Source organism: Virgibacillus litoralis (assembly GCF_017873675.1).
GTDB lineage: Bacteria > Bacillota > Bacilli > Bacillales > Amphibacillaceae > Lentibacillus > Lentibacillus litoralis.
Genome location: NZ_JAGGKK010000016.1, coordinates 36,835 through 58,659, shown reverse-complemented (window position 1 = coordinate 58,659; position 21,825 = coordinate 36,835). Strand labels below are relative to the sequence as shown.

24 protein-coding genes and 1 pseudogene are annotated in these 21,825 nt (G+C 36.0%); 5 read left to right on the top strand and 20 right to left on the bottom strand.

Annotated elements, in window-relative coordinates:
• Positions 1–17: 17 nt before the first annotated feature.
• From J2Z82_RS13990 to sspO, 5 genes are all read right to left on the bottom strand, one after another.
• On the bottom strand, positions 18–1,202 hold the full coding sequence (locus tag J2Z82_RS13990; RefSeq protein ID WP_209481396.1) for a peptidase: 1,185 nt from the start codon (positions 1,200–1,202) through the stop codon (positions 18–20).
• A 166-nt stretch (positions 1,203–1,368) separates the two neighbouring features.
• Positions 1,369–2,559, bottom strand: a complete 1,191-nt coding sequence (locus tag J2Z82_RS13985; RefSeq protein ID WP_209481395.1) for an HD-GYP domain-containing protein — start codon at positions 2,557–2,559, stop codon at positions 1,369–1,371.
• 243 nt (positions 2,560–2,802) lie between these two features.
• The gene (locus tag J2Z82_RS13980) at positions 2,803–4,017 is read right to left on the bottom strand and encodes an EAL domain-containing protein (protein ID WP_209481394.1); all 1,215 of its coding nucleotides are present in this window, start codon (positions 4,015–4,017) and stop codon (positions 2,803–2,805) included.
• Positions 4,018–4,142: 125 nt separating this feature from the next.
• Positions 4,143–4,802: a reverse transcriptase-like protein gene (locus J2Z82_RS13975; protein ID WP_209481393.1), complete on the bottom strand. Its 660-nt coding sequence runs from the start codon at positions 4,800–4,802 to the stop codon at positions 4,143–4,145.
• Positions 4,803–4,860: 58 nt separating this feature from the next.
• Positions 4,861–5,010, bottom strand: coding sequence for a small acid-soluble spore protein O (gene sspO, locus J2Z82_RS13970; RefSeq protein WP_092506204.1), 150 nt, complete (start codon positions 5,008–5,010; stop codon positions 4,861–4,863).
• A 198-nt stretch (positions 5,011–5,208) separates the two neighbouring features.
• On the opposite strand from sspO, the gene J2Z82_RS13965 reads away from it, so the two are divergent.
• A complete protein-coding gene (locus J2Z82_RS13965; RefSeq protein WP_209481392.1) occupies positions 5,209–6,072 on the top strand; it encodes a YitT family protein in 864 nt (287 codons plus the stop codon).
• Here the strand turns inward: J2Z82_RS13965 and J2Z82_RS13960 are convergent.
• A complete protein-coding gene (locus J2Z82_RS13960; protein ID WP_209481391.1) occupies positions 6,063–7,022 on the bottom strand; it encodes an MBL fold metallo-hydrolase in 960 nt (319 codons plus the stop codon). The genes J2Z82_RS13965 and J2Z82_RS13960 overlap by 10 nt on opposite strands.
• Positions 7,023–7,263: 241 nt before the next feature.
• Here J2Z82_RS13960 and J2Z82_RS13955 point away from each other — a divergent pair, with 241 nt between their 5' ends.
• On the top strand, positions 7,264–7,749 hold the full coding sequence (locus J2Z82_RS13955; RefSeq protein ID WP_342453649.1) for a hypothetical protein: 486 nt from the start codon (positions 7,264–7,266) through the stop codon (positions 7,747–7,749).
• 135 nt (positions 7,750–7,884) lie between these two features.
• Here the strand turns inward: J2Z82_RS13955 and J2Z82_RS13950 are convergent, their stop codons facing one another.
• The 4 genes from J2Z82_RS13950 to J2Z82_RS13935 form a co-directional block, all read right to left on the bottom strand.
• Positions 7,885–8,139 carry a spore coat protein gene (locus J2Z82_RS13950; RefSeq protein WP_209481389.1) on the bottom strand — a complete coding sequence of 85 codons (255 nt, stop codon included), beginning with the start codon at positions 8,137–8,139 and terminating at the stop codon, positions 7,885–7,887.
• Positions 8,140–8,151: 12 nt separating this feature from the next.
• Positions 8,152–8,337, bottom strand: a complete 186-nt coding sequence (locus tag J2Z82_RS13945; RefSeq protein ID WP_209481388.1) for a hypothetical protein — start codon at positions 8,335–8,337, stop codon at positions 8,152–8,154.
• A gap of 320 nt (positions 8,338–8,657) precedes the next feature.
• Positions 8,658–9,095 (bottom strand): GNAT family N-acetyltransferase, encoded by a 438-nt coding sequence (locus tag J2Z82_RS13940; protein WP_209481387.1) that lies wholly within the window; start codon positions 9,093–9,095, stop codon positions 8,658–8,660.
• A gap of 554 nt (positions 9,096–9,649) precedes the next feature.
• Complete coding sequence (locus tag J2Z82_RS13935; protein ID WP_209481386.1) at positions 9,650–10,384, bottom strand: DUF899 family protein; 735 nt, start codon at positions 10,382–10,384, stop codon at positions 9,650–9,652.
• Between the two features lie 245 nt (positions 10,385–10,629).
• Between J2Z82_RS13935 and J2Z82_RS13930 the strand changes: the two genes are divergently transcribed.
• A complete protein-coding gene (locus tag J2Z82_RS13930) occupies positions 10,630–11,622 on the top strand; it encodes a DUF3231 family protein (RefSeq protein ID WP_209481385.1) in 993 nt (330 codons plus the stop codon).
• Between the two features lie 23 nt (positions 11,623–11,645).
• On the opposite strand, the gene J2Z82_RS13925 is transcribed toward J2Z82_RS13930, so the two are convergent.
• Together J2Z82_RS13925 and J2Z82_RS13920 are read right to left on the bottom strand one after the other, a co-directional pair.
• A complete protein-coding gene (locus J2Z82_RS13925) occupies positions 11,646–12,125 on the bottom strand; it encodes a DinB family protein (RefSeq protein ID WP_209481384.1) in 480 nt (159 codons plus the stop codon).
• Positions 12,126–12,226: 101 nt separating this feature from the next.
• Positions 12,227–13,192, bottom strand: coding sequence for a helix-turn-helix transcriptional regulator (locus tag J2Z82_RS13920; RefSeq protein WP_209481383.1), 966 nt, complete (start codon positions 13,190–13,192; stop codon positions 12,227–12,229).
• A 93-nt stretch (positions 13,193–13,285) separates the two neighbouring features.
• On the opposite strand from J2Z82_RS13920, the gene J2Z82_RS13915 reads away from it, so the two are divergent.
• The gene (locus J2Z82_RS13915) at positions 13,286–14,167 is read left to right on the top strand and encodes an SDR family oxidoreductase (protein ID WP_209481382.1); all 882 of its coding nucleotides are present in this window, start codon (positions 13,286–13,288) and stop codon (positions 14,165–14,167) included.
• A 140-nt stretch (positions 14,168–14,307) separates the two neighbouring features.
• On the opposite strand, the gene J2Z82_RS13910 is transcribed toward J2Z82_RS13915, so the two are convergent.
• From J2Z82_RS13910 to J2Z82_RS13890, 5 genes are all read right to left on the bottom strand, one after another.
• Positions 14,308–14,808 (bottom strand): VOC family protein, encoded by a 501-nt coding sequence (locus J2Z82_RS13910; RefSeq protein ID WP_209481381.1) that lies wholly within the window; start codon positions 14,806–14,808, stop codon positions 14,308–14,310.
• A 360-nt stretch (positions 14,809–15,168) separates the two neighbouring features.
• Positions 15,169–15,639 carry a DUF4825 domain-containing protein gene (locus J2Z82_RS13905; protein WP_209481380.1) on the bottom strand — a complete coding sequence of 157 codons (471 nt, stop codon included), beginning with the start codon at positions 15,637–15,639 and terminating at the stop codon, positions 15,169–15,171.
• Positions 15,640–15,752: 113 nt separating this feature from the next.
• On the bottom strand, positions 15,753–16,019 hold the full coding sequence (locus J2Z82_RS13900) for a hypothetical protein (RefSeq protein WP_209481379.1): 267 nt from the start codon (positions 16,017–16,019) through the stop codon (positions 15,753–15,755).
• 102 nt (positions 16,020–16,121) lie between these two features.
• Positions 16,122–16,340: a hypothetical protein gene (locus J2Z82_RS19420; RefSeq protein ID WP_245251718.1), complete on the bottom strand. Its 219-nt coding sequence runs from the start codon at positions 16,338–16,340 to the stop codon at positions 16,122–16,124.
• 369 nt (positions 16,341–16,709) lie between these two features.
• Positions 16,710–17,222, bottom strand: coding sequence for a hypothetical protein (locus J2Z82_RS13890; protein WP_342453648.1), 513 nt, complete (start codon positions 17,220–17,222; stop codon positions 16,710–16,712).
• Positions 17,223–17,669: 447 nt separating this feature from the next.
• Between J2Z82_RS13890 and J2Z82_RS13885 the strand changes: the two are divergent.
• Positions 17,670–18,892: pseudogene (locus J2Z82_RS13885) on the top strand (IS110 family RNA-guided transposase).
• A gap of 159 nt (positions 18,893–19,051) precedes the next feature.
• On the opposite strand, the gene J2Z82_RS13880 reads toward J2Z82_RS13885, so the two are convergent.
• The 3 genes from J2Z82_RS13880 to J2Z82_RS13870 form a co-directional block, all read right to left on the bottom strand.
• Positions 19,052–19,645 (bottom strand): kinase, encoded by a 594-nt coding sequence (locus J2Z82_RS13880; RefSeq protein WP_209481378.1) that lies wholly within the window; start codon positions 19,643–19,645, stop codon positions 19,052–19,054.
• 562 nt (positions 19,646–20,207) lie between these two features.
• Positions 20,208–20,879 carry a 5'-methylthioadenosine/S-adenosylhomocysteine nucleosidase family protein gene (locus J2Z82_RS13875; RefSeq protein WP_209481377.1) on the bottom strand — a complete coding sequence of 224 codons (672 nt, stop codon included), beginning with the start codon at positions 20,877–20,879 and terminating at the stop codon, positions 20,208–20,210.
• A gap of 466 nt (positions 20,880–21,345) precedes the next feature.
• Complete coding sequence (locus J2Z82_RS13870; protein WP_209481376.1) at positions 21,346–21,639, bottom strand: hypothetical protein; 294 nt, start codon at positions 21,637–21,639, stop codon at positions 21,346–21,348.
• Positions 21,640–21,825 lie beyond the last annotated feature (186 nt).

Here is a 21,825-nt window from a genome sequence, read left to right as displayed (position 1 = left end):
ACCTCCAAAACTTATACTTAGTATGTTCTGGAGGTATTGGATTTATGCCAGGAATAAATCAGTAAGCTACCTATAAGTATTGTTTGTCCAAGAAAAACAACCGCATCCCAAAAAAATGGGTTCCCACCAGGATGTAATAATTCAGGTAACGTTTGTGAGTACGCATAATATAGTTGTGGTATAAAATAAATGATAAATATACTAAACGTTAAAAGAACCCCACCTAAATAGAAAAAACTATAAATACGAACAATTCTCGCTTCGTCCTCAAACGTTTCAGTAGAGGAATCCTGCTTAATAAATGGCAGCCATTTGCTTAAATACTGTCTTCCGTTTTCCATCAAGTTGTAACACCCTGTCAGATTTTCGCAAAGATAATATATATCTGTCTTCATATAAAAACAGCATTGGTAAATCGTTTTAATAAAGATATCAAGCACGACAACTCCCAGGATACCAATGAAGAGTGAACTAGCCTCCGGAAAAGACAGTTTTAAAGTGAATGCAATAAGAATCATCAGTTGATCAAAACAAATCCCAGCGAGATACAAAACATTTCGTTGCTTTGGTGGCAGTTTCCATGCTGGTGATAAGTCTGTTTGGAACACTACAAATAATAATCGGTGCCCAACCTCTAGCTTAGCTGGTAAGCCATGAGAACGAACAGCCAAAATATGACCAAATTCATGAGTAACAATCAACAATAAACTAATACCCATAAACGTTAAAATGTTAAATGTCATGGCATCGAAAATAAATAAATCCTGGTATGTAGGCAGTAACTGTGGATTTACAATTACAAGAAGGATATTTAGAATTATAATTGCCATAAAAAGCTTTGTTGTCACTTTATTAAAAAAGAACTGTCCGACTTTAGGTGAAAGCCACGTAAACCCTCGAGGAGAATCATTATTTTTGGTAACCTGAAGCGTTTCACCATCAATTTCCTTAACAAGGCCAAGCTCTACAAGTTGTTCAGCAAATTCAACTAAATCCACTTCCTCCTCTGGATATTGTGGTTTCAGGTTTTGCTCGATATAGTCTAAAGGAACATCTTTATTAATTAAATCGATGGCATCAATACATATTTTAGGCATCTCAAAAAAATCACCAGAAAGGCTTTCTTCGACAATATAATGCTTTTTATCCTCTCGAATCGTTAGAGGATGTAAGGTTAGTTGGGATTTCAAGGTTATATTCATGTTCACACCACCACTGTAGAAATGGAAAAATAGGATGCTAGTTTTTTAGCACCCCTAAAAAAAATCTTTAAATTGTGTAAGATACTAGCGTACGAACCAAGGACACCACCAGCATGTCACTTTAATTTTGTTAAGTTTACGGATCTTCATTGTAATTTCACCTCCTTTAGTTAGTAGTAGCAGTCTCTTCCAAACTCTGATTTTTATTGTAATAGCTGTTGTGGAAATCTGACCAAGAAGGAAATACTTTTTCAAATAGATCAACTAATTCGGGATCAAACTGAGTACCTCTTCCGGCAATAATTTGGTTATAGGCTTCCTCCAAAGGTAATGCCGATCGATATGATCTTGAGGAAGTCATCGCATCGAATGCATCCGCAATTGCTGTCAATCTAGTTAATAGATGTGTCTCTTCACCTTTTAAACCATCAGGATATCCTTTACCATCCCAACGCTCGTGATGATGATATATTACATCAATATTGTCAGCAATCCCTTCAACTTGTTGAACTGCATCCGCACCAACACTTGGATGAGTCTTAATTAAATCGAATTCTTCAGCAGTTAGTTTACCAGGCTTAGTTAATATATAATCCGGAATATGGACCTTACCAATATCATGTAATAGACATGCATAGTAAAAAGACTTTAATTCATCTTCTTTAAATTTATCTGTTGCATTCGCTAGAATCATAGCATATCCAGCTACCCGTTCACTATGCCCTCTTGTATATGGATCCTTAAGCTCCAATGTCGCAATTATTCCTTTTACCATACCTTCCAACTGTTTATCATAGGAACTCTCTACGGCTGAAACGTAGCTTAAAAAACGAGTAAGAAGAATAAAGGCAATCATTGCCAAAATACCTACCATAAGTAATGGCAGTATAACCAGAGGATCTTGTATAGCAAGTCCAACAACTATAAATTTTAAAATTGTACCTAAAAACACTAAATTAAAAAACTTCTTGTTTACAAAGATTGGTGAAAAAAGCACTATAACTATTTCAATTACATTACCACTGCCATAGGGAGCGTCGTTCCCTGAGTATACCCAAATATCATTTACAATATTAAATAGTGTAAAAGTTATAAAGTATATATATTTAATTGGTCTAGGGTTATTATTTTTTATTAAATAATAGGATATTGGTAAAAGGACAAACATTACTAAGTACATAATGTAATTAAAACCAAATGTAGGTAAACCTAGTCCTGCACTCCAGGGATTATCAGGTAATATGTAAAAATAAAACACATCATAAACAATATATATGATATAAAATAACCACAAAAACCATATAGTGGTTCGTTTTTCCTCATTCAATAAAGTAGAGTTTCTTAGTTGGTTCTGCATTTCGTAATCCTCTCTGAATCTATTATTCCATCCTTTATCAATATTTTAACCTTTATTGACTAGTTACTTAGTAGTATAAGCGAAGTGTCGATATATGTAAATATTGGTAAGATATTAAAGGAATTTCACACAATACAACAATTTTTGTAACTATATGCCTAGATTAACATAAAATAGTAAATCAAATTACACCTTTCACAATTTACCTCAAAAGTTTTTTAGGTGGGTTCATCTACCCATCCTTTAAATTAGTAAAAATTCATTTTCATAGATGAAAGTATAACCTATATCAATAAATAAAAAATGTTGATCAGTTAATGGGTAACTAAACGTACGTACCATTTCCCTTGTTTCAATATCGGAATATATATCCGACAGCATACCTTTTTTCCATGTTTTCATTTGCATCACATTTTCAAGGAAATAGGGACGAAACGCCCAATTTGATCCTTTTTCATGTGGCTCCTGCTCCCAAACCCCGTCTCTTTTTCGAAAGTTTGAAGACACCTGCAGTCCATTGCCATTACAAATAAACATACGAAAGCTTTGTTCATTAAATTTATCGGTAACATCCTGAATAAATGTGTCTGCCTTATCAGGACCCTCCCATTTGGAAAGCAGCTCTTTAATCTTTTCTTCCCATGACAAGACTAAGTTTAACCGTTGCTCTACCAATGATTTCTCACGCTGAATATATACATTAACTTCTTTTTCAAGATTTACAGCTAGTGAATCACTCGATGCGAAATCAAATTCTGGTTGTGCCAGATAATGTCCTTGATAATAACGTCCTCCGTGTTTCCAGGCAAAGTAAAGCTGAGAATCAACTTCAATATTCTCAAACAGCATCGCTGCCCCTATTCGGCGGGCCAGCATGGATAGCGAATACATAATATCCTGAAAGCCTTCCGTGTTATAAGTGCGTATTATTTTAGTATTTATTTTTAGAATATGGGGCTCAAGCTGCCGGATTCGGTCAATGTTTGAGCTCTTGGCTCCCACACGATCTATAGCAATTTTTATACCATAAGTTTTGTAGTATTGAAGCAAATGACTTAGGGAATCTGCTTCTTCATCAAAGTCATTTTCTGTAACTTCTATAACAACTCTGTCCATAGAAAATCCTATTTGCTCAAAGGTAAGCAGCGTTTCCAACAAGCGCTCGCCATTATCTATCATTAATTGTTTAGCATTTCGGTTGATAAATAAGAAACCTTCCTTATTTAATTCCAACATTTTTGATATTGCTATTTCTAATATGTACTGGTCAACTTCAACCTTGAATTCTTCTGGGACTTCGGAATCGTGGAAAAATGCGCCAAGGCTTCTCCACTCATGATCATCGTGAAACCGGCCCAACACTTCATAACCAATCACATCATACCGAACAGCACTGATAATTGGCTGATATACAGGCTTTACCTTATGCAGATTATCAACTATATCTAATGGATCCATGAGTCTGCCTCCCCTAGTTCATTCTCATCTCTACTGCTATTATAGAACTTTTTGAATCAATTTAATAATTATCTGCTAAGTTCATATGTATTAACTTGTTAGGGTGAAAAAATATAGATATATAGTTAAGCCTTCACTTCACTCGTACTCGTTATTTCAATTTCTTTTAACGCCTGGGATGCTAACTGATCTGCCTCTTTATTTTCTTTTCTGGAAACTAGTTTATATTCGGCGTCAATACCAAGCTTGCTGACATGACTTTCAATTCGATCAGCCCACTTAGCTAGTTCCTCTTCGTAACATGGCCAATCCTCTTTTAGCTGGTTAATGACAACCTGAGAATCACCAATAAATGTAACAGGTAAATGATGGACACCTAAAAGCTCCAGCTCCTGTATCCCATGGTGTAATGCTGCGTATTCTGCTTCATTGTTTGTTTCAAGCTCATCAACAAGAGCGTTCTTGCGGAGCCGGTATGACTTGTTATTTTGCTCATAATAAATCGCACAGCCTAGGCCTGATTTATTTGTCTCCAGATCAAATCCCCCATCAAAATAAACCGTCACATTATGAGGCTCTGTTTTAATTTCCTCCATCTGTTTCCTGAGTTCCTTCAGATTCCATCTATTTTCATGATTATCGATAAACATGATGTTTTTCATTCGTCCTGTTTTTTCCAAGTCTTCAGCTAATAATAGTGCTTTCTTGGCACGCATCTCCTCCGACGTGAACGCTGCTTCAGTTCCCTTTGGTGTTGTATAGGATAATTCAATTCGGACATTCATACCATAATCCCCCTTTTAAAGAAATGAGGAATGTAGGTTAATACATCCCCCAAAACTGCTATTGTCGTTTTTTCGTTTTCTTATTATTTTGTCGTTCAGCTTCAGTTAGTGGCTCATTCGCAAATTCATGGTCAAAATCCTTCGATAAGTCTTTTCTAACAGCCTGCTCATCGCTGACACCACTATCATTTTTCCTTCTCTTACCCATATAATACACCTCCACACACATAGTTTGGCAACAATAAAGCCTTTATATGCAGGGACGTAAGGGACAGGTTCCTTGTCCCAGTACTACACGATTTTCCTATAAGTGTGTAATATAGCCGTTTTACGTTTAGTATTTGTGGGAACATTAATGCATAGCGAAGAAAACGAATTGTAGCTTTTAGATTAAGGAGAAAAAACTATGCCAAAACTCATAAGTGATATTTTACTTATTATTATCGGTTCCATGATTTACGCATTGGCTCTAACATTGTTAGTCATACCAAACCAATTAGCGGAAGGCGGCATACCCGGAGCATCGATTATCTTACACTACGCATTCGACTGGTCCCCCGGAATTGTGAACTTTGTTTTGACTTCAGTGATTTTACTAGTTGGATACCGTGTATTACCCAGACGGACGGTTTTTCTATCAGTCTTAACAGCACCGCTTATTTCCTTCTTTATTTTTATATCTGAGGGTAAAGCTGAACCATTAGGTGACCCACTCGTGTCAGCAATTTTCGCCGGTTTTATTATTGGGATAGGTGCAGGGTTAATTTTTCGTACCGGCAGCTCCATGGGCGGATCAAGTATTATCGCCCGGATGTTCCACTATAATTTAGGATGGGATTTAACTAGAACAAACTTCGCGCTAGACTCATGCATCGTATTATCCGGCCTACTAGTAATCGGCCCGCTAAACACCATGTACACCATTGTTTCTCTTTTTGTCGGAAAAAAATCAACAGATCTCATTATGGAAGGTTTGGACACGAGAAAGGCAGTCAGTGTAATCTCTACCCAAGCATCGGTTTTAGCAGACGAAGTAATTAAGGAAATGAAAACAAGTGCAACTGTATTTAAAGGGTATGGCGGATATTTAAAAGAAGATAAAGATATGACATATATCATTATCAATAAATTCCAATTGATGAGACTTAAGCGCATCATAAATTCTGTCGATGATCGAGCTTTTGTAGTTATCCATGACGTTCGCGACGTTTTTGGCGGCAGCTTTTCCTGGCCAAAAAAAAGTAAACAGGGACAGGTACCTCATCCGTAACTGGGACGATGAACCTGACCCCTCTGTCCCGTAGCTTGAAACACGGCTACTCCATCAGAGATTTCCCGTTTTATTTTTCCAGCTGCTTCCAAATAGATTAGACGTGTTAATATTGCCATGAATGGTGCAATCAATAAATCTTTATCGCCATATACTTCCTGGCATAATTGATAAGCTGTTTTACTTTCGTATTTTATCGATTCAAATACTTCCTGCAAACGGTGATTATGTCTGGATTCTAATTGGCTTATTCGTTCACTGAAATTATAGATTAAATTGCCGTGGCCTGGCAGGGCTACAACTGGTTGATATTTTTTTATATAATCTAACGAATTGTAATAATCATTTAGAATATTACTTTCTTCTCCAGTCCATAATCCGATTACTGGGGAGATATTTTTTAACATATGGTCACCGACAAACATGATTCCTTTCTCTTCGTTATAAAAACAGAAATGATCCGGCGCATGTCCTGGTGTCCAAATTGGTTCATAGAAATCTTCTCCTATTTTGATCTGCTCATTCTCGTTTATAAGACCATCTGGTTCGAAATCATAAATGAAAGTATCCTCTTCCCTCTTCACAGGAAGGCCTGGACCACCATGGGTTTTAAGTAGAAGACTCAATTTTTCTCTGGTTCCAGGAACACGGCGCTTTTCAACTTCCTTCATTCCTGATTCAAATATGTAAACCGGAACACCAAGATCCTGTTGAAACCATTTAGCAAGCCCAATATGGTCCTGGTGCGTATGCGTCAGGATTACATTATGAATATCAAAACCGGAATCGAGTACGTTTCTCCATTCTTGCTGTGCTTCTCTTGTGTTTATGCCGGTATCAATAACCGTGTATCCCTTATCCCCATTTACCAGATAACAGTTCACATCATATTTTTCGGAATTAAAATGGATAACCAGTTTATATATATTTTCGGTCACTTTTTTCAACATTTTTTTTCCCCTTCTTTCTTAGAAAAACCCAGTATATCGCCAGTCTTACTGATGCATTATACTTTCTTAACTATCAAAAAACTTATAATAGTAATTTTAACTTCAGTTTTTTGAAATGCAAGAGGCTTGGCTTATCGACAAACGATCCTCAGACTTTTTATCCTACCATGCAACGGTCACCCAATTATTTCAAACACATATAATATGAATGACTTATTTTAAGAATTGGAGGCTAACACGCATGGATCCCTATTATTTTGATACGAACCATCCCTATTACTCTTATCGCCAAACTGCCGAAAGTTATGGTGCCAAAGGAGCTTTAAATGCTGCATCATTAACTTTACCTGAGATGCTAACTTTTGCATTGCAGGACGAATTCCTAGCACAACAGAGATATCAGAATGTACTTTTAAACTTTGGGTATGTACGTCCCTTTGCTCAAATTCAAGAGGCGGAACTGAGACACATTAATGCATTACTACCTCTCTTTAATCGATATCAGGTGCCAGTACCCCAAGATATTTCAAGTATGTTCATTACGACACCGGCAACGATTAAAAATGCTTTTGCAGAAGGTGTCCAAGGAGAAATCGACAATATCAATATGTACGAGAAATTTCTTGCACAAAATACCCCCTCTGATGTACGCATGGTATTCACACAACTGCGCAATGCATCATTGAACCATTTGGCTGCTTTTGAAAGTGGTTTAGCACGAGATTGACAAATGGCGATGGAAGTTTGATAGATAACATAGTCGACCTACCTTATATCTAGTATGTGTATTTTTGTTAACTGCAAATAAAGCCGAAACACTTTTGAAAGGGTTCCGGCTTTAAAATGTAATTTAAGATTATGTTTATTGTGAAGAAGTTAACTGCATCTTTAACTGCTGGACAACTTCCTGTGAGGCAGGAGCGGCAGGCTGATAGTACCCCTTTTGGAGAGCATAGTCATATAACGTCCGTTGACGTGATTCATCCTGATTTCTCAATTGAATCAGTGTTTGTCTTAATTCTGCATTATTTGATTCATTAATATAACCTGCATATCCTGTTAAGCTAGCATTCAACCCTGCTAAGTAATCGTTTACCATATCCTTATCTTGTAACATTGTGAATCCCTCCTATCCTAAGAAATTTAATAGTTGCTGTTGTGCTTGCTTGGCTGCCTGGGCATCTTGTTGGAGTATTGATTTTAATTCTGGATCTGTACAACTCTGTGCGTAGTTTTCTAACTTATTTGTTATCGTTCCGTGCCCACCAATAATATGACGTAAATTTTCAACCTCAAGTTCTGTTAAATTGTTCACAAATACACCCTCCCTTCCAAGAAATCATTCTTAATCTTCCCATGTATAAAAAAGAAATACACAAAGGTGACAGGAACTTTGTCCCGCTTCCTAATGATTAACACGTTGTATTTTTTTATTTAGGTAAATAGCGCAAGATAAATTTTTTTCATCGGCCTAAATAGAAAGAAGTAACCGCACCAATTGGTTAGCGATTACTTCTTATGCGAGAAATTAATTATTGATCAACCATTCTTTACACCGTCTACAATTATATATTTATACTGTCAATATATCTGATGAGAATTCTCTCGGGACAAGGAACCTGTCCCTTCTTGTCCCTAATCTACAGCCCTCTTAAACACATAACTTACCTTTTCATAGTCCATTTTCTCTTCATAAAAGCGATGTGCGTCTTCTCTTTTTAGTCCGGATGATAATGCGACACTTTCATAGCCGTTGTCCTTTGCCCATCTATGTACAAATGAAAGCAGTTTTTCACCATATCCGTTTGAACGATTGTTTTCGCTGGTAACTAAATCACAGACCCAAACAAATCGACCATAATAAAGCGTGATCATTGGTTTAAATCCTGTAACTGCAACAATTTCCTCATCATCATACAATGCAAATAACCTGTACATATCTTTTTCTTGGGCCTCAGCAACTAATTCCAAATAAGTTTTTTCATCCAAGTGAGTACGCAGCTGTTTCATTACTGGAAATGCTTGAACAATCTCTTTGCGTGATATAAGTTCATTAATTGTTAATGTGTCCACTTTTAAAACTCCTCTTCTAGTTTCCTGCTTTCTTTCGGCCACCTAATAAATCCTTACTCCATATTATCAAAGCCTTCTATAAGAAGGAAGTCTACAAGATTGATAGATTCGCTAGCTAAAACTCTGAATCCGAGTACGGATCCAGAGTTTTTTGTGTGAATGATATTTTAAATGTTCTACTTAACTTCAACAACAATTTCGCTTGGTGCAAAATTAGTCTTTCATCTTTTGGAACTTCATAATTCAGTAATATTTTCAGTATACCTGGACTGCGAAGAGTTATAATTTTTTTCCGATTTTCAGCCTCTACCACCTCATAATCAACCGCTTCATACTCGTTTCCTTGTTCATCGAATAGATCGTAACCAAGATGAGGCTGGTATTGGTTCCACCTGATTCACCTTTTCGTATCCTCTCAGATGCTACAATAATCATCGGCACCTCACTTTTTGGTCAAATTCCATCAGGATTTGAAACCAAATTAAAGGTGGTTACGTCGTCTTCTTCTCCATACTCAAAGATTCCCATTATAGGCAAGAGCGCAGGAAGGTAGTCTAGGTGCCGAGATCGTCAGAACGTCCGGCTGCTAAGCGGGACCATTGGGCAGTCGGGCGTCCGTCCACCTGAAACTGACCACCTTTAGAGCCCCAATACTGCGGCCAGCCTTCGGGCGAATCCTCCCAGAACTCCTGACGGCCGTAGACTGTCAGGTCCAGCAGTCCGTACGACGGTGCCATCGGTTCGTTGCCACGGCCTGTAGTCCAGTATGTCTCGTAGACCTTGTCGCCGTCCCGGAGATAACTGACCAGGATGCCGAAGTGCCGGTCAACGATCAATTGGTCCACGGATTCCTGAGGCACCGAGTACCAGGGAACCGTCCAGCCCATAAAGTCGCGATACCGCGAACTCTCCTCATACGGCCCCTGACAGAAAGTCGCGTAACTGACATCCCGCGAGTTCAGATAGGACAGCTCGTTGATGTGGGTCGTGGAGAAGGTGCAGCCCTCGCACTGCTCCGCGGCGGGTCTGCCGGTGTGCCACATGTGAAAGTAGGCGATCAGCTGGTGGCGGCCCTCGAACGTCTCCAGCAGCGTCACCGGTCCATCCGGGCCGATCAGTGGGATGGTCGAGTCCACCTCGACCATCGGTAGACGACGACGGGCCGCTGCGATCGCGTCACCTTCTCGGGTGTGTGCCTTCTCCCGGATCCGCAACTCATCCAGTTTGGCCTGCCAGGTGGTCCGGTCGACCACTGGAGGCCGCGTAGAAATGTTATAATCTTGATTCATGTAATTATCCCCTCTCATTATTTTTTACTTATATAATCAAAGTTTAAACCACATAAATACATAGGACTTCTTCTCGATTGCTCAAAATTCCTTCAATATTCCGTGTCACGGATATCCCAAATTCACTCACGGGACGATGGACCTGTCCCTCAATCCCGCCTCCATCCTTGTATAGAATTTAGCTTTTTCCACATAATATCCTTAAGATAATACAATTACATAGATTTTTTGGAGGTAATATTATTATGACTACACAAGCGAATATAACATCATCAGAAATTGCGAATTTATGGTCTGCTTATAATGATAATGCTGCTACGATTATTAAGATGAAATATGTATTGGCTATTATGGAAGACAACGAAATACGCCCTATTGCAGAAAAAACAAAGCAATTTGCTGAACAAAATATTGAACAAATTAAACGAATTTATAAAAATGAAGACCATGCAGTTCCTGTAGGCTTTACAGATGCAGACGTAGATTTAACGGCTCCACGTCTTTTTGCAGATAGTTTCTTTTTAGTATTTTTACAAAACAAATTTACCATGAACTTAACTTCCTATGCCATGGGACTGACTCATTCAACTCGTTCTGATATACGGAACTTTTTCACACAATGTATAGATACTTCTGAACAAATTTATAATGAAACAACAGATTTAATGCTCTCAAAAGGTATCTACGCAAGATCACCATTTATTCCGGTACCAAAAACGGTCGATACAGTAGAAAGACAAAATTTCTTAACAGGTTGGCTGGGAAACCGTAGACCTTTAACTGCAATTGAAATTGACCAATTGTTTTTTAATATACAACGTAATGCTGTTGGCCACGCATTGCTGATAGGTTTCAGTCAAGTTGCCAAGGCTAAAGAAGTGCGTGAATATATGCGTCGCGGTGCTGATATTGCAGAGAAGCACATAAAGATTTTCAACTCTGTTTTAACGGAGGAAGATTTGCCTTCATCCATGATTTGGTCTTCTAATATCGAGGAAACAACTGTTTCGCCTTTTTCAGATAAATTATTGATGTATGAAGTTACTGGAACTACACAAGCAGGTGTCGGTTATTATGGACAATCATTGGCTGCCGCTCAAAGGCGTGACCTGGGTTCCCACTACATGCGAGTATTAGGTGAAAGCTTAGAGTACGGTGAAGACGGCGCAAATATCACCATCAAACACGCATGGCTGGAGGAACCACCTCAGGCGGTAGATAGAAGAAGGAAAATATAAGCTTATACCTGATAAATTAGAGTTTACTTTTTACGATTCCAGCTTTTTTGCAGCTTCCGTATATAAATAATTTGGCCAATATGGTAGGCATTATGTGTTGTTGCATTTCCGAGTAACTCCCACCACTTTGCAGTGACTGGAAATCCTTTCACATCGTTTTCTACACTTTCTTCAGTTAGGATATCTTGCCATTTTAACAATATCTCTATCAAACGATCTCTTAGATTATCAAAGGTTTGATTTTCTGAAATGATAAAACTTTTATCGTTTTCTATAGAAGGAACAGCCTTAACTTCCGATTTGTCAAACCTAGTTTGCCATGTTTCATTCCAGTAGATAAGATGTTGTACAATTTCAGCAATGCTATGACAATCTTCATTAGGCTTCCAAAATGCTTCTTCTTCTATTAAACCTTCAACCGATTCTGTAAATGGACGGTACCAGCTAGGATCATTTACGTTTTCTAAAAACTGATCTAATAAAATATCTTTTACATGTGACATGCCTTTCACTCCTTTTGTAATATTGGATTACATCATATAATTAGCCACCTGTATATTGATTCGGTTCATCTTTAGAAACTCCTTTATTAAATTTGCAAACACTAAGTACTGTAGAGCTCCAAAATCTCATTTGCCTTTTTTGCTAATATGCTCTGTAAATGCACCGGTGAATTAACCTTTATTTGATTGCCAAACCCCAGAATGAAATTAACAGCTTCTTCTTCAGTTGGAAATTCAAGACTTAACTGTACCCATTTACTGTTTGGCTGCTTCGTTGATTCATGTAAGTGTCTAACAAAACGGCCCGTAAACATAATGCGGTTAATGATCTGTCGAGATACTTCAACCTCCACTTGATACGCAGGCAAATTTTGAATAAACGCTTTCTTGGATTCTTTCCAGTATTGTGACAAGATAAATCCGCCGGGCCTAGTAAATGACTCTTCCAATACGGTGAAATTTATAATACGTGATAGCCTGAAATTTCGATATGAATTTTGAGAATTAATAGCGATTACATACCACGTACTTCCTTTTAAGACTAAACCAAGCGGATTTATCATGTAAGTTTTCATTTCATTATCCGCTTTTTTATATTCCATTGTTACTTTTTTATTTTCCATAACTGCTTGTTGGATAGAATCCATAGAACTTATACTTTGTTGTGAACCATGCCATGTATCTGTGTCGATATATATGCGTTCCCATAAGTTGGCAGCATTCTGCCTTACATGATTAGGTACAGATAACAATAATTTTTGTTTCATCTCTTCTGTTGATATATTCAGATTTAAGTCTGATAGAACTTTTTCAGAAGCTGGCAGGAATAAAGATATAATCTCTTTTTCTGTTAACCAGCTCAGTCTATTTTTCCACTCATCAATAAGTCGCCATCCACCTGCTTTTCCTCTTTCAGAAAATACTGGTATTCCTGCAACACTTAAAGATTCCATATCCCTATGAATAGTTCTTTCCGACACCTCTAATTCATTAGCTAACGTCCTTGTAGAAGTCTTTTCTCCGTGTTGCAGTAATATAAGTATTTTTATTAAACGCTCAGCTTTCATAAGTCCACTCCTAAAATTATTTTTCAATCATGACAAAAGGTGTCATATTAAATAGTATATAATTCTAGTAACTGATTTGAAAGGATTGATTATATGAGAACGTTAAACGGAAAGATCGCTGTTGTTGCTGGTGGAACTAGAGGAGCCGGTCGGGGAATTGCTATTAAACTGGGGGAGGCGGGTGCAACTGTTTATGTAACAGGAAGATCCACCAGAAAAGAAATGTCACCAATGCAAAGAAAAGAAACAATTGAAGATACAGCCAAATTCGTTACGGATGCTGGCGGCCACGGTATCCCCATACAAGTAGATCACACTGAGGAAAAACAAGTCGAGGCCTTATTCAATCGTATTAATAAAGAGCAAAATGGACAGCTTGATATATTAATTAATGACATTTGGGGAGGTGATCCACTTACAAACTGGGAAAAGCCATTTGGCGAGCATGACTTGCAGGACGGATTGCAAATACAAAAACAAGCAGTCCAGTCACACATTATTACTTCTCATTATGCAGTCCCACTAATGAAGAAAAATAACAAAGGATTAATCATTGAAATTACAGATGGTACAGACAATACATACCGTGGAAACTTATACTACAGTCTCGCTAAAATTTCTAATATTCATATGGCACAGGCCCTGGCTGCTGACCTTAAAAACTATAAAATAACGTCAGTTGCAGTAACACCTGGATTCCTTCGTTCTGAAGCGATGCTCGAATTGTTTGGCGTAACTGAGGAAAACTGGCAGGAAGGCGCAAAAGTAGAAAAGCATTTTATTGCCTCTGAGACTCCTTTCTATATCGGAGAAGCAATAAAACACCTTGCCTTAGACACAGATGTTAACCGATTTACTGGTAGCGTTTTAAGCAGCTGGCAACTTTCCGAAATATATAATTTTACAGATATTGATGGAACGCAACCACATTGGGGTAATTACTTTGAGGAGAATGTAAATAATAACGATTTCTAAACAGTGGCACTTGTGGGTTATAAAACAGAGATTTACAAGCTAAATTTCACGCGACAAGTAAAAATGACTTGGAGAAATATCCAAGTCATTTTTACTTTTTAATATCTGTTGTTAAATTAAGTACAGGTTTCAATAAAGCCCTATTCTCCTTTAGCCTCTTTCAATTCTTTTATATTAATTTTTTTCATTTGCAGCATTGCTGACATAACCCTACCTGCTTTTTCAGGGTCTGGATCATTCAACATTTCGGTTAAGACCGTCGGGACTATTTGCCAGGACACACCAAACTTATCTTTAAGCCAACCGCACTGTTGTGCCTGTTCATCTCCTCCTTCAGAAAGATTATCCCAGTAGTAATCTACTTCTTCCTGTGACGCACAATTGACAATAAATGATATTGCTTCATTAAATTTGAAATGTGGACCACCATTTAACGCAACAAAATTCTGACCTTCCAGCTGAAAATCCACTGTTATTACCGTTCCCTCTTCTTGCCCGTGAATTTCATATCCTTCCTTTCCATAGTATTTAATACCGTCAATCCTAGAGTTTTCAAAAATTGAAACATAATATTTTGCAGCGTGTTCTGCCTGTGAATCAAACCACAAATTTGGTGTGATTTTTTGAATCTTGTTTGTCATTTTTCTCCCTCCCAAAGGAAATAGATTGGTTGAAAGCGAACAATAACCATTTCTTCTCATTCACTATATTATTTCTATTCAAAATCATTAATTCCTTTAAAAATGTCATTGATAAGAAGAAAAACACCTCCTTTTAAAGTAACGGGTTCAGTTTTGGGAGAGATAAATACTAATAAAACTAGAAATAACATATAAATTAGCATACAATTTGAACTGTATTTAACAGTATAAATAGCAAACTAATACGCTCAGAAAACCTGAGCGTTTTTATAAGGTAATATTTAATTTTCTTATTCAACTAACGCACCCGTTACTTGAATAAGCAATTTGGAAATTACTGTTAAACTGAAAATCCAGCATTTACTTTTCAAAAAAAGTCTTTACTCTTTGGGGGTCATTTAAATTCTTTTCTATAAGATTCTTTAGTTCTTTTTTCTTTGAAATTTGAAGATGTTTATCACTCATATACCATTTTGTTAATTCCTCTTTGTGTACACTATACCGCCGTTCTTGGAATTTAAAAATTATTTTATCGACACCTTCTATTAAGTTGAAAATGTAAGTAGCATTAGTCAATACAATCTTACGAGCAGCTTCCTCTGTTTTATTAGTATATTTAGCTATTATAAGATTCTCATCAGTGTATCTAGCAAATCCGTTTGAATCTTCTTGGTAGGGCAACATATTCAGAATAGCTGAAGCATAATCTCTATCGCCTAAACTAGAACCTTTGTATAAAAACATTGTTTTATCTTCTTGTGAGTCGTTTTCAGAACTACAACTAGCCACAAAAATTAGTAGAGCAATTAAGAGAACTATCTTTCTCTTCAATAAAATAACCCCCCACATTATATCTAGCCATCCCATTTCTGCTTGGACTATCCTGAAAGTTAGTTTAATAAAAATGCTTACTGTTTCTTCAACAATCGCACCCATTACTTTAATTAGATTTCTAAAGATTTTTTATTGATTGTTTTTAGTGCCTTTCTTTTATCATCTTTATTAACATAAATCTTATAAACTTCTCCAAAGGTACTGTAAGAACCAGGAACTGTTGCATTGGTATTTGATGTTATAGAAACTCTATACTTCATAAGTTCCGATTCTAAAAGGGAAACAACCTTATAATAATCTTGTTGATTTATCGTTGTATAAACCCGTATTTTTTTACTTGAAAATAAGTATACGATTATATTTAAAAAAAATTGCAAAATTTAATCCCTCCCACCAATAACTGTTCAAGTGTAATGAAATATTTTTAACCCCCATACTTGTTGGATTATGTATAAGTGCGAATACCCCTTTAGAGACATTTATTTCTTTAAACTGTCCAATAAAACATAACCAAAAACAATGCCAGCTATTGTTATCAATTTAGTTCCCATTAGCATCAAATCTATTGCGAATACAAAATTCATTCCAGTAGTCGACAAAATTGGTAACGATGCTATATATAAGGCAGGAATACCTATTGCGACTACCTTAAACCAATCAAACGTCCATTGTTTTTTTTCTTTAATCTCTATAATCAATTTGGGCAACCGTAAGAACAGTCCGATAACAATTGGGTATATAGTTGTGAATAGTAAAACAGGCATTAATTCAAATGTTATATCCGCCTTTTCTTCTAATCGAATTTGATACTTCGCTCCCAGGTAAAAAATAAATCCAATAATAACTGTACAAACTAAATAATATAAAAACCTTTTAATTTAAAGCTCCCCCTTTAACCTATTTGATTACTTGTAAATACGAAAAGACTCCTCTTTTTGTTTCAATATTTAATAAATTAACATTCTTCAACTCTTCTGCGTCTATAGCTGACAAGGAGCGAAATTTCTTATTCAAGGAAAGCACCCATTACTTTAAGTATATTCTTTCACATATTTTAAAAGAGAAACCTAGTTCCAACTTTCAATAATTTCATTGTTTTTATCATAGCCATAAGCACTTTCAACTTTAGAAAGAAAATCATTTGGACTTACTGTTAGATATAATGGAAATTCAGTTATAAATGTATTGTTTTTTGCTTTAATTTCCTGTGTTTCTCCATTTTTATATTCAATAACAAACCTTTCTATTTCATGTTTCTCCGTTTTAATTGCCCCGTGAATTATATTTCCCACGCCTTCAAAATTATTAGCTGATAAAAGAAAAGGTAAACCAGTCCCCGATTCAGATTCTATTCCAACACTTTGTTCATTATCATAACTATACTTACCATTCTCATAATGATAAACGCCTAATATATGTTGAGTTTGGTCTAAATAGTAAACTAAATGTTTATCTTTGTCTTGGTTGATAATTTCTATTGGAGTTTTCCATTGACTTTGCACTGCTTCATTCAGCGAATCGTAACCCTTATTACAACCAACTAAAACTATTAACAATAATAAGAGATATAATCTCTTCACTTTTATTCCCCCTAATTTCTAAGACCAAAAGATTGTTGCAATGTTTCTTTTCGCTATTAAACTAACCTGCTGCGTTACTTTAAGTACATTAATTCACGTACTTATTCTAACATAAAATTCCAATAATTCTTTAATTAAGAATAGGATCGCCATAATCGACGATCCCTTGTTAAACTATTGCTACCCGTTAGTCATCCATGTAGCGCAAAAACCAGCGCTACACCACAGAGAATGAAAATAAATAAAATGTGGCTATACTGATTTTACGGCTGGATGAGGAAGGTCGATAAACTATGGTGCGTTAGAGCCCATCCGTTAGTCTGACTCCTTCGACCACGGTGCATCACTGACTGTCGCTCCCTTACGGGAAGCACTCATGGTAGATTAATCCTATTCTGGTTGTTGCACCAGCCTCCAATATAATATGCCGTAGAAAGGATGTTTTCAATGGATATAATCATTGAAAGAGCCTGTGGTATGGATGTCCATAAAGACAACATTACTGCATGTATCATCACTCCAGAAGGAAAGGAGATTAAAACTTTTTCTACTAAAACGGTATTCCTAATACAGCTTGTTGACTGGATTAAGGAATATAGGTGTACACATGTGGCAATGGAGAGTACAAGTGTCTATTGGAAACCTATTGTCAATTTACTAGAAGCAGAAGATATAGAGTTTCTAGTAGTGAATGCTCAACATATTAAGTCTGTTCCTGGGCGTAAAACCGATGTAAAAGATGCCGAATGGATTGCCAAACTACTTCGCCACGGCTTACTCAGAGCTAGTTTCATCCCAGACCGTAACCAACGAGAGTTGCGTGAACTTGTTCGTTATCGTCGAAGTATCATTGAAGAGCGTGCCAGACAACATAATCGAATTCAAAAAGTATTAGAAGGAGCTAATATTAAGCTTGGTTCCGTTGTTTCAGATGTAATGGGAGTGTCAGCTCGTGATATGCTTCGTGCAATTGCCGAAGGCGAAAACGACCCAGAAAAACTAGCAAACTTTGCAAGACGAACAATGAAAAAGAAAAAGGACGAACTTAAACTCGCACTCCAAGGTTATATTAGCGTTCATCAACGACTTATGATAAAGACTATCTTAAATCATATTGATTTCTTAACGGAACAAATTGATATGTTAGATCAAGAGGTAGCAAATAGAGTTAGTATTTATCAAGAAGACGTAGAACGTTTAGATTCCATTCCTGGCATTGCGACTCGGATGGCTGAACAAATGCTTGCTGAACTTGGAACAGACATAAGAAACAATTTCCTAGCGCACCCCAAATGTGCTCTTGGGCAGGATTAGTACCTGGAAATAACGAAAGTGCTGGAAAAAGAAAATCCTCTAAAACTAGAAATGGGAACAAATACTTAAAATCAGCATTAATCGAAGCAGCTCATTCTGTCCGAGGATCAAAAAACTATCTTGGTGCACTATATCGTCGTACTGCTGCACGAAAGGGTAAAAAACGAGCAGGAATTGTAGTAGCTCATGCGATATTGCGTATTGCCTATTATCTATTAACTCGTAAAGAAATGTATGTAGATTTAGGCGAAGATTATTTCGATAAGCAAAAACAACAATCTATTGTTCGGCACTCAGTTCGAAGGTTAGAAAGCCTAGGGTATACTGTTTCAATTGTAGAACCAAAAGCTTCTTGATATGATCCATTCAACCTTAATGTAATTAGAATTTGGCGCCCTCCTTTTTTAAAAAATCGACGTGCTGCGTCTTCTTTAGTTTTGTCTTTTTCTCGATATTTGGAAGTGAATTTTCATGGTAGTTTAAGTGTAAGCCTTCACAAGCATTTAATTTATATTTTAATTCTGAATGACTAAATCGGATTGTTCGATTGGTGAAACTGTTTCCAAATAATGATTTTCTGCTTTCCAGTATCTCTTTTCAAATTTCTCAATGTTAGTTTGTGTTTCTCCACTTTCACGATTGAATCTCTCATCTCTTACACAATCCAGAAAAATCATAAAATCGAAGTGATTTCTCCACTCTTCTCTTTGTAAAAATACTCCTTCGATTATTATTAGACAAGTATTAGGGATTCTGACGGTCTGTAGTTTTTGTGAATCGGAACTATTGTCATAAGTTAATAATTGTAGTTCATTAGATTCTTTTAGTTTTTTAAACAAATTTTCTTTTAGCCATTCTACATCCCATTGCAAATTGTAATACTCATACCACTCTTCATTACCAGTGTTATAACGTCTTTCTCTTTCTACAATGTAATCGTCTATATGCAAAACACAAGTAAAAATATTTTTTTCTTGAATATGCTGTTCGATGTTTCTTACTAATGTTGTTTTACCAGAACGACTTAATCCATCTATTCCGAGAACAACCTTTTGACCTTGTTCTACTTTTGGAATTTTTTTTAATGAATTTGTTATTTTATCTTCCAAGCCATTCCCACCTTAATTCTTAATTGCACTATCCTGCTTCTATAGTTGGACAAGTAGTGCAATTCCTTATTCAAGGAAAGCACCAGTTAATGCAATAACAAACCTTTAATCAGATTTCCTAATAAATTGAAAGGTCAAACTGGATAAGACAAATGAAAGTATAATTATTATAGGTGATACAAAAATAAGTCCTATTAAATTTGTTTTATAATTCAAAGGAACAAATTCTTCCCAAACTTCACCTGTAACTTTCCATAACACCATAAAAATTAAAATTGTGAACACAAAATAAATAATTTTTTCTATGGATTTCCTCATTTTACCTCCCCGTCAAACTAGCACACATCTAAATTTTAAAGAGTACAACTAATGCCCCATAAATAGTAACTTTTCTTCTTTCACTAAACTGCTGCATTAGTGGAAAAGGGAAAAGCGACTGTTCTTGAATAATCGCACCCGTTAATATAAGTGCATTTTTTCACAATCTTGCTATTGAAAGGAGACTCCATTAGAGGAGAAGTTTCATCACCAATCACAATCTTTCGATTAACTTCAAAATTATTTAAATAAATCTCTTTAAATATTCGCCAAATATTTTGTTCATAACTTTGGGGGTGTTTTCTAAATAAATATTAATTTGTTCAATGTTCGATTCGAATTTATAAGAGTTACTTTCTTCTGTTGGAAAATCAGATATTCCTTTTATAATAATGCACTCAACATCATTCTTCTTACAGATATAAGCAATTGCACTCGCTTCTGTATCGGCTATTATTATTTTGTTTTCTTTAAGTTCTAAATAGTCCTTCCGCATAACTACTGATTTATCAGCGGTGCCAATTGTTCCGGTATAAAAATCATTTCCATATTTTGATAAATCAATATCGACTATGAAGGATTGTTTAATAAAAGGCTCAATTTCTTTTACTGTGCAATCATATTGAACGGCTTTATCGGGTACAAAAATATCCAAATTACTGAACTTATCATCTATTCCTGCACATGTTCCAGCAACGATTACTTTAGTTAAATTAAATTTAGAAATCATATACTGATTACCACCAACACCATTTACTTTTCTTACACCGGTACTATAAAAAACAAGCTCAGTATCATTAATTGTTCTCATGAAATACTCGCCATAAGGATAACCGAAACGTTCGTTATCTTTTATGCTAAAGTATTCCAATGTCGCTTCATATTCCCACTTCGTCGCAATACTTATTCCTATCATTGACTTATCACCCTACTTTTTGTAATTAAAGAACTATAATCCACTAATACCGACTTCTTGCAAATCCATAATTATATAGGTTTTTTAAGGTAACCTGCTAAATAGTTGAAGAAGCGACACCTCTGTTCCGCTATCGCTCCCGTTAGCACAATAGAAATATCAAAGCACGTGACTGTTATTTCTTTGCAAACCAAAAAAATATAAAACCGAACAAAACAAAACCTATAAGAATGGAAAAACCGAAATTACTAATAAATGAATAAAAGTCCGCAAATATAATTTGTAATGGTTCATAATCAAATATTTGTGTAAACAAAAATAGAAAAATCAATATTACAAAAACAATTCTCATTGGTGTTAAACACCCCTATATACTGTTTAATCCGTTTGCTCACCATAAGTAACGTTCTCCTTATTCAAGATAAGCACCAGTTAATTGTATATCTTTCATTTGCTTTTCATTAAACTAACAACTGGTTTCTTCGCCTTTAACTATCTTACCGCTTTGGTCATCTATATAATAAGTGCCAAAATTACAATCTGCGTCAATTTCCCACTTAACTATATACTCGCCACTTTTATGGCTTACTGATATAATATTATCTTCACCTGTCTCACCAGAATGGTGTTCAATAGCGATTGACTCTGCTTCTTCTTCTGTTATTTTTGGACTCGCACTTTCACAGCCAGTGGCGAAATAAAGTATGAAGAAAAGTAAAATAATAAAACTAATTTTTTTGATTTTTCCAACCTCCTTCATACACAAACGTCAGTTCATTATTAGACGTTTCATATTTCTCCTTATTCCACAATCCTGCTAGTTAGTTCAATATCTCCATATAAATACTAACATAATATTCCAAAATATTATTAGGTTTTTACAAAAAGACAAGACGAACAATTTGATGTTCGCCTTGTTTAACTCTTGCACCCGATAGTGAAATAA

What these genes read in the sequence shown, in the direction of transcription:
- J2Z82_RS13980 (WP_209481394.1), bottom strand. Translation starts at nt 4,017, where the DNA reads ATGGATCCATTAGATATAGTTGATAATCTGCATAAGGTAAAGCCTGTA.
- J2Z82_RS13910 (WP_209481381.1), bottom strand. Translation starts at nt 14,808, where the DNA reads ATGACAAACAAGATTCAAAAAATCACACCAAATTTGTGGTTTGATTCA.
- J2Z82_RS13915 (WP_209481382.1), top strand. Translation starts at nt 13,286, where the DNA reads ATGAGAACGTTAAACGGAAAGATCGCTGTTGTTGCTGGTGGAACTAGA.
- J2Z82_RS13990 (WP_209481396.1), bottom strand. Translation starts at nt 1,202, where the DNA reads ATGAATATAACCTTGAAATCCCAACTAACCTTACATCCTCTAACGATT.
- J2Z82_RS13975 (WP_209481393.1), bottom strand. Translation starts at nt 4,802, where the DNA reads ATGAATGTCCGAATTGAATTATCCTATACAACACCAAAGGGAACTGAA.
- J2Z82_RS13875 (WP_209481377.1), bottom strand. Translation starts at nt 20,879, where the DNA reads ATGATAGGAATAAGTATTGCGACGAAGTGGGAATATGAAGCGACATTG.
- J2Z82_RS13870 (WP_209481376.1), bottom strand. Translation starts at nt 21,639, where the DNA reads ATGAAGGAGGTTGGAAAAATCAAAAAAATTAGTTTTATTATTTTACTT.
- J2Z82_RS13920 (WP_209481383.1), bottom strand. Translation starts at nt 13,192, where the DNA reads ATGAAAGCTGAGCGTTTAATAAAAATACTTATATTACTGCAACACGGA.
- J2Z82_RS13950 (WP_209481389.1), bottom strand. Translation starts at nt 8,139, where the DNA reads ATGTTACAAGATAAGGATATGGTAAACGATTACTTAGCAGGGTTGAAT.
- J2Z82_RS13935 (WP_209481386.1), bottom strand. Translation starts at nt 10,384, where the DNA reads ATGAATCAAGATTATAACATTTCTACGCGGCCTCCAGTGGTCGACCGG.
- J2Z82_RS13925 (WP_209481384.1), bottom strand. Translation starts at nt 12,125, where the DNA reads ATGTCACATGTAAAAGATATTTTATTAGATCAGTTTTTAGAAAACGTA.
- J2Z82_RS13955 (WP_342453649.1), top strand. Translation starts at nt 7,264, where the DNA reads ATGGATCCCTATTATTTTGATACGAACCATCCCTATTACTCTTATCGC.
- J2Z82_RS13965 (WP_209481392.1), top strand. Translation starts at nt 5,209, where the DNA reads ATGCCAAAACTCATAAGTGATATTTTACTTATTATTATCGGTTCCATG.
- J2Z82_RS13930 (WP_209481385.1), top strand. Translation starts at nt 10,630, where the DNA reads ATGACTACACAAGCGAATATAACATCATCAGAAATTGCGAATTTATGG.
- J2Z82_RS13960 (WP_209481391.1), bottom strand. Translation starts at nt 7,022, where the DNA reads ATGTTGAAAAAAGTGACCGAAAATATATATAAACTGGTTATCCATTTT.
- sspO (WP_092506204.1), bottom strand. Translation starts at nt 5,010, where the DNA reads ATGGGTAAGAGAAGGAAAAATGATAGTGGTGTCAGCGATGAGCAGGCT.
- J2Z82_RS13985 (WP_209481395.1), bottom strand. Translation starts at nt 2,559, where the DNA reads ATGCAGAACCAACTAAGAAACTCTACTTTATTGAATGAGGAAAAACGA.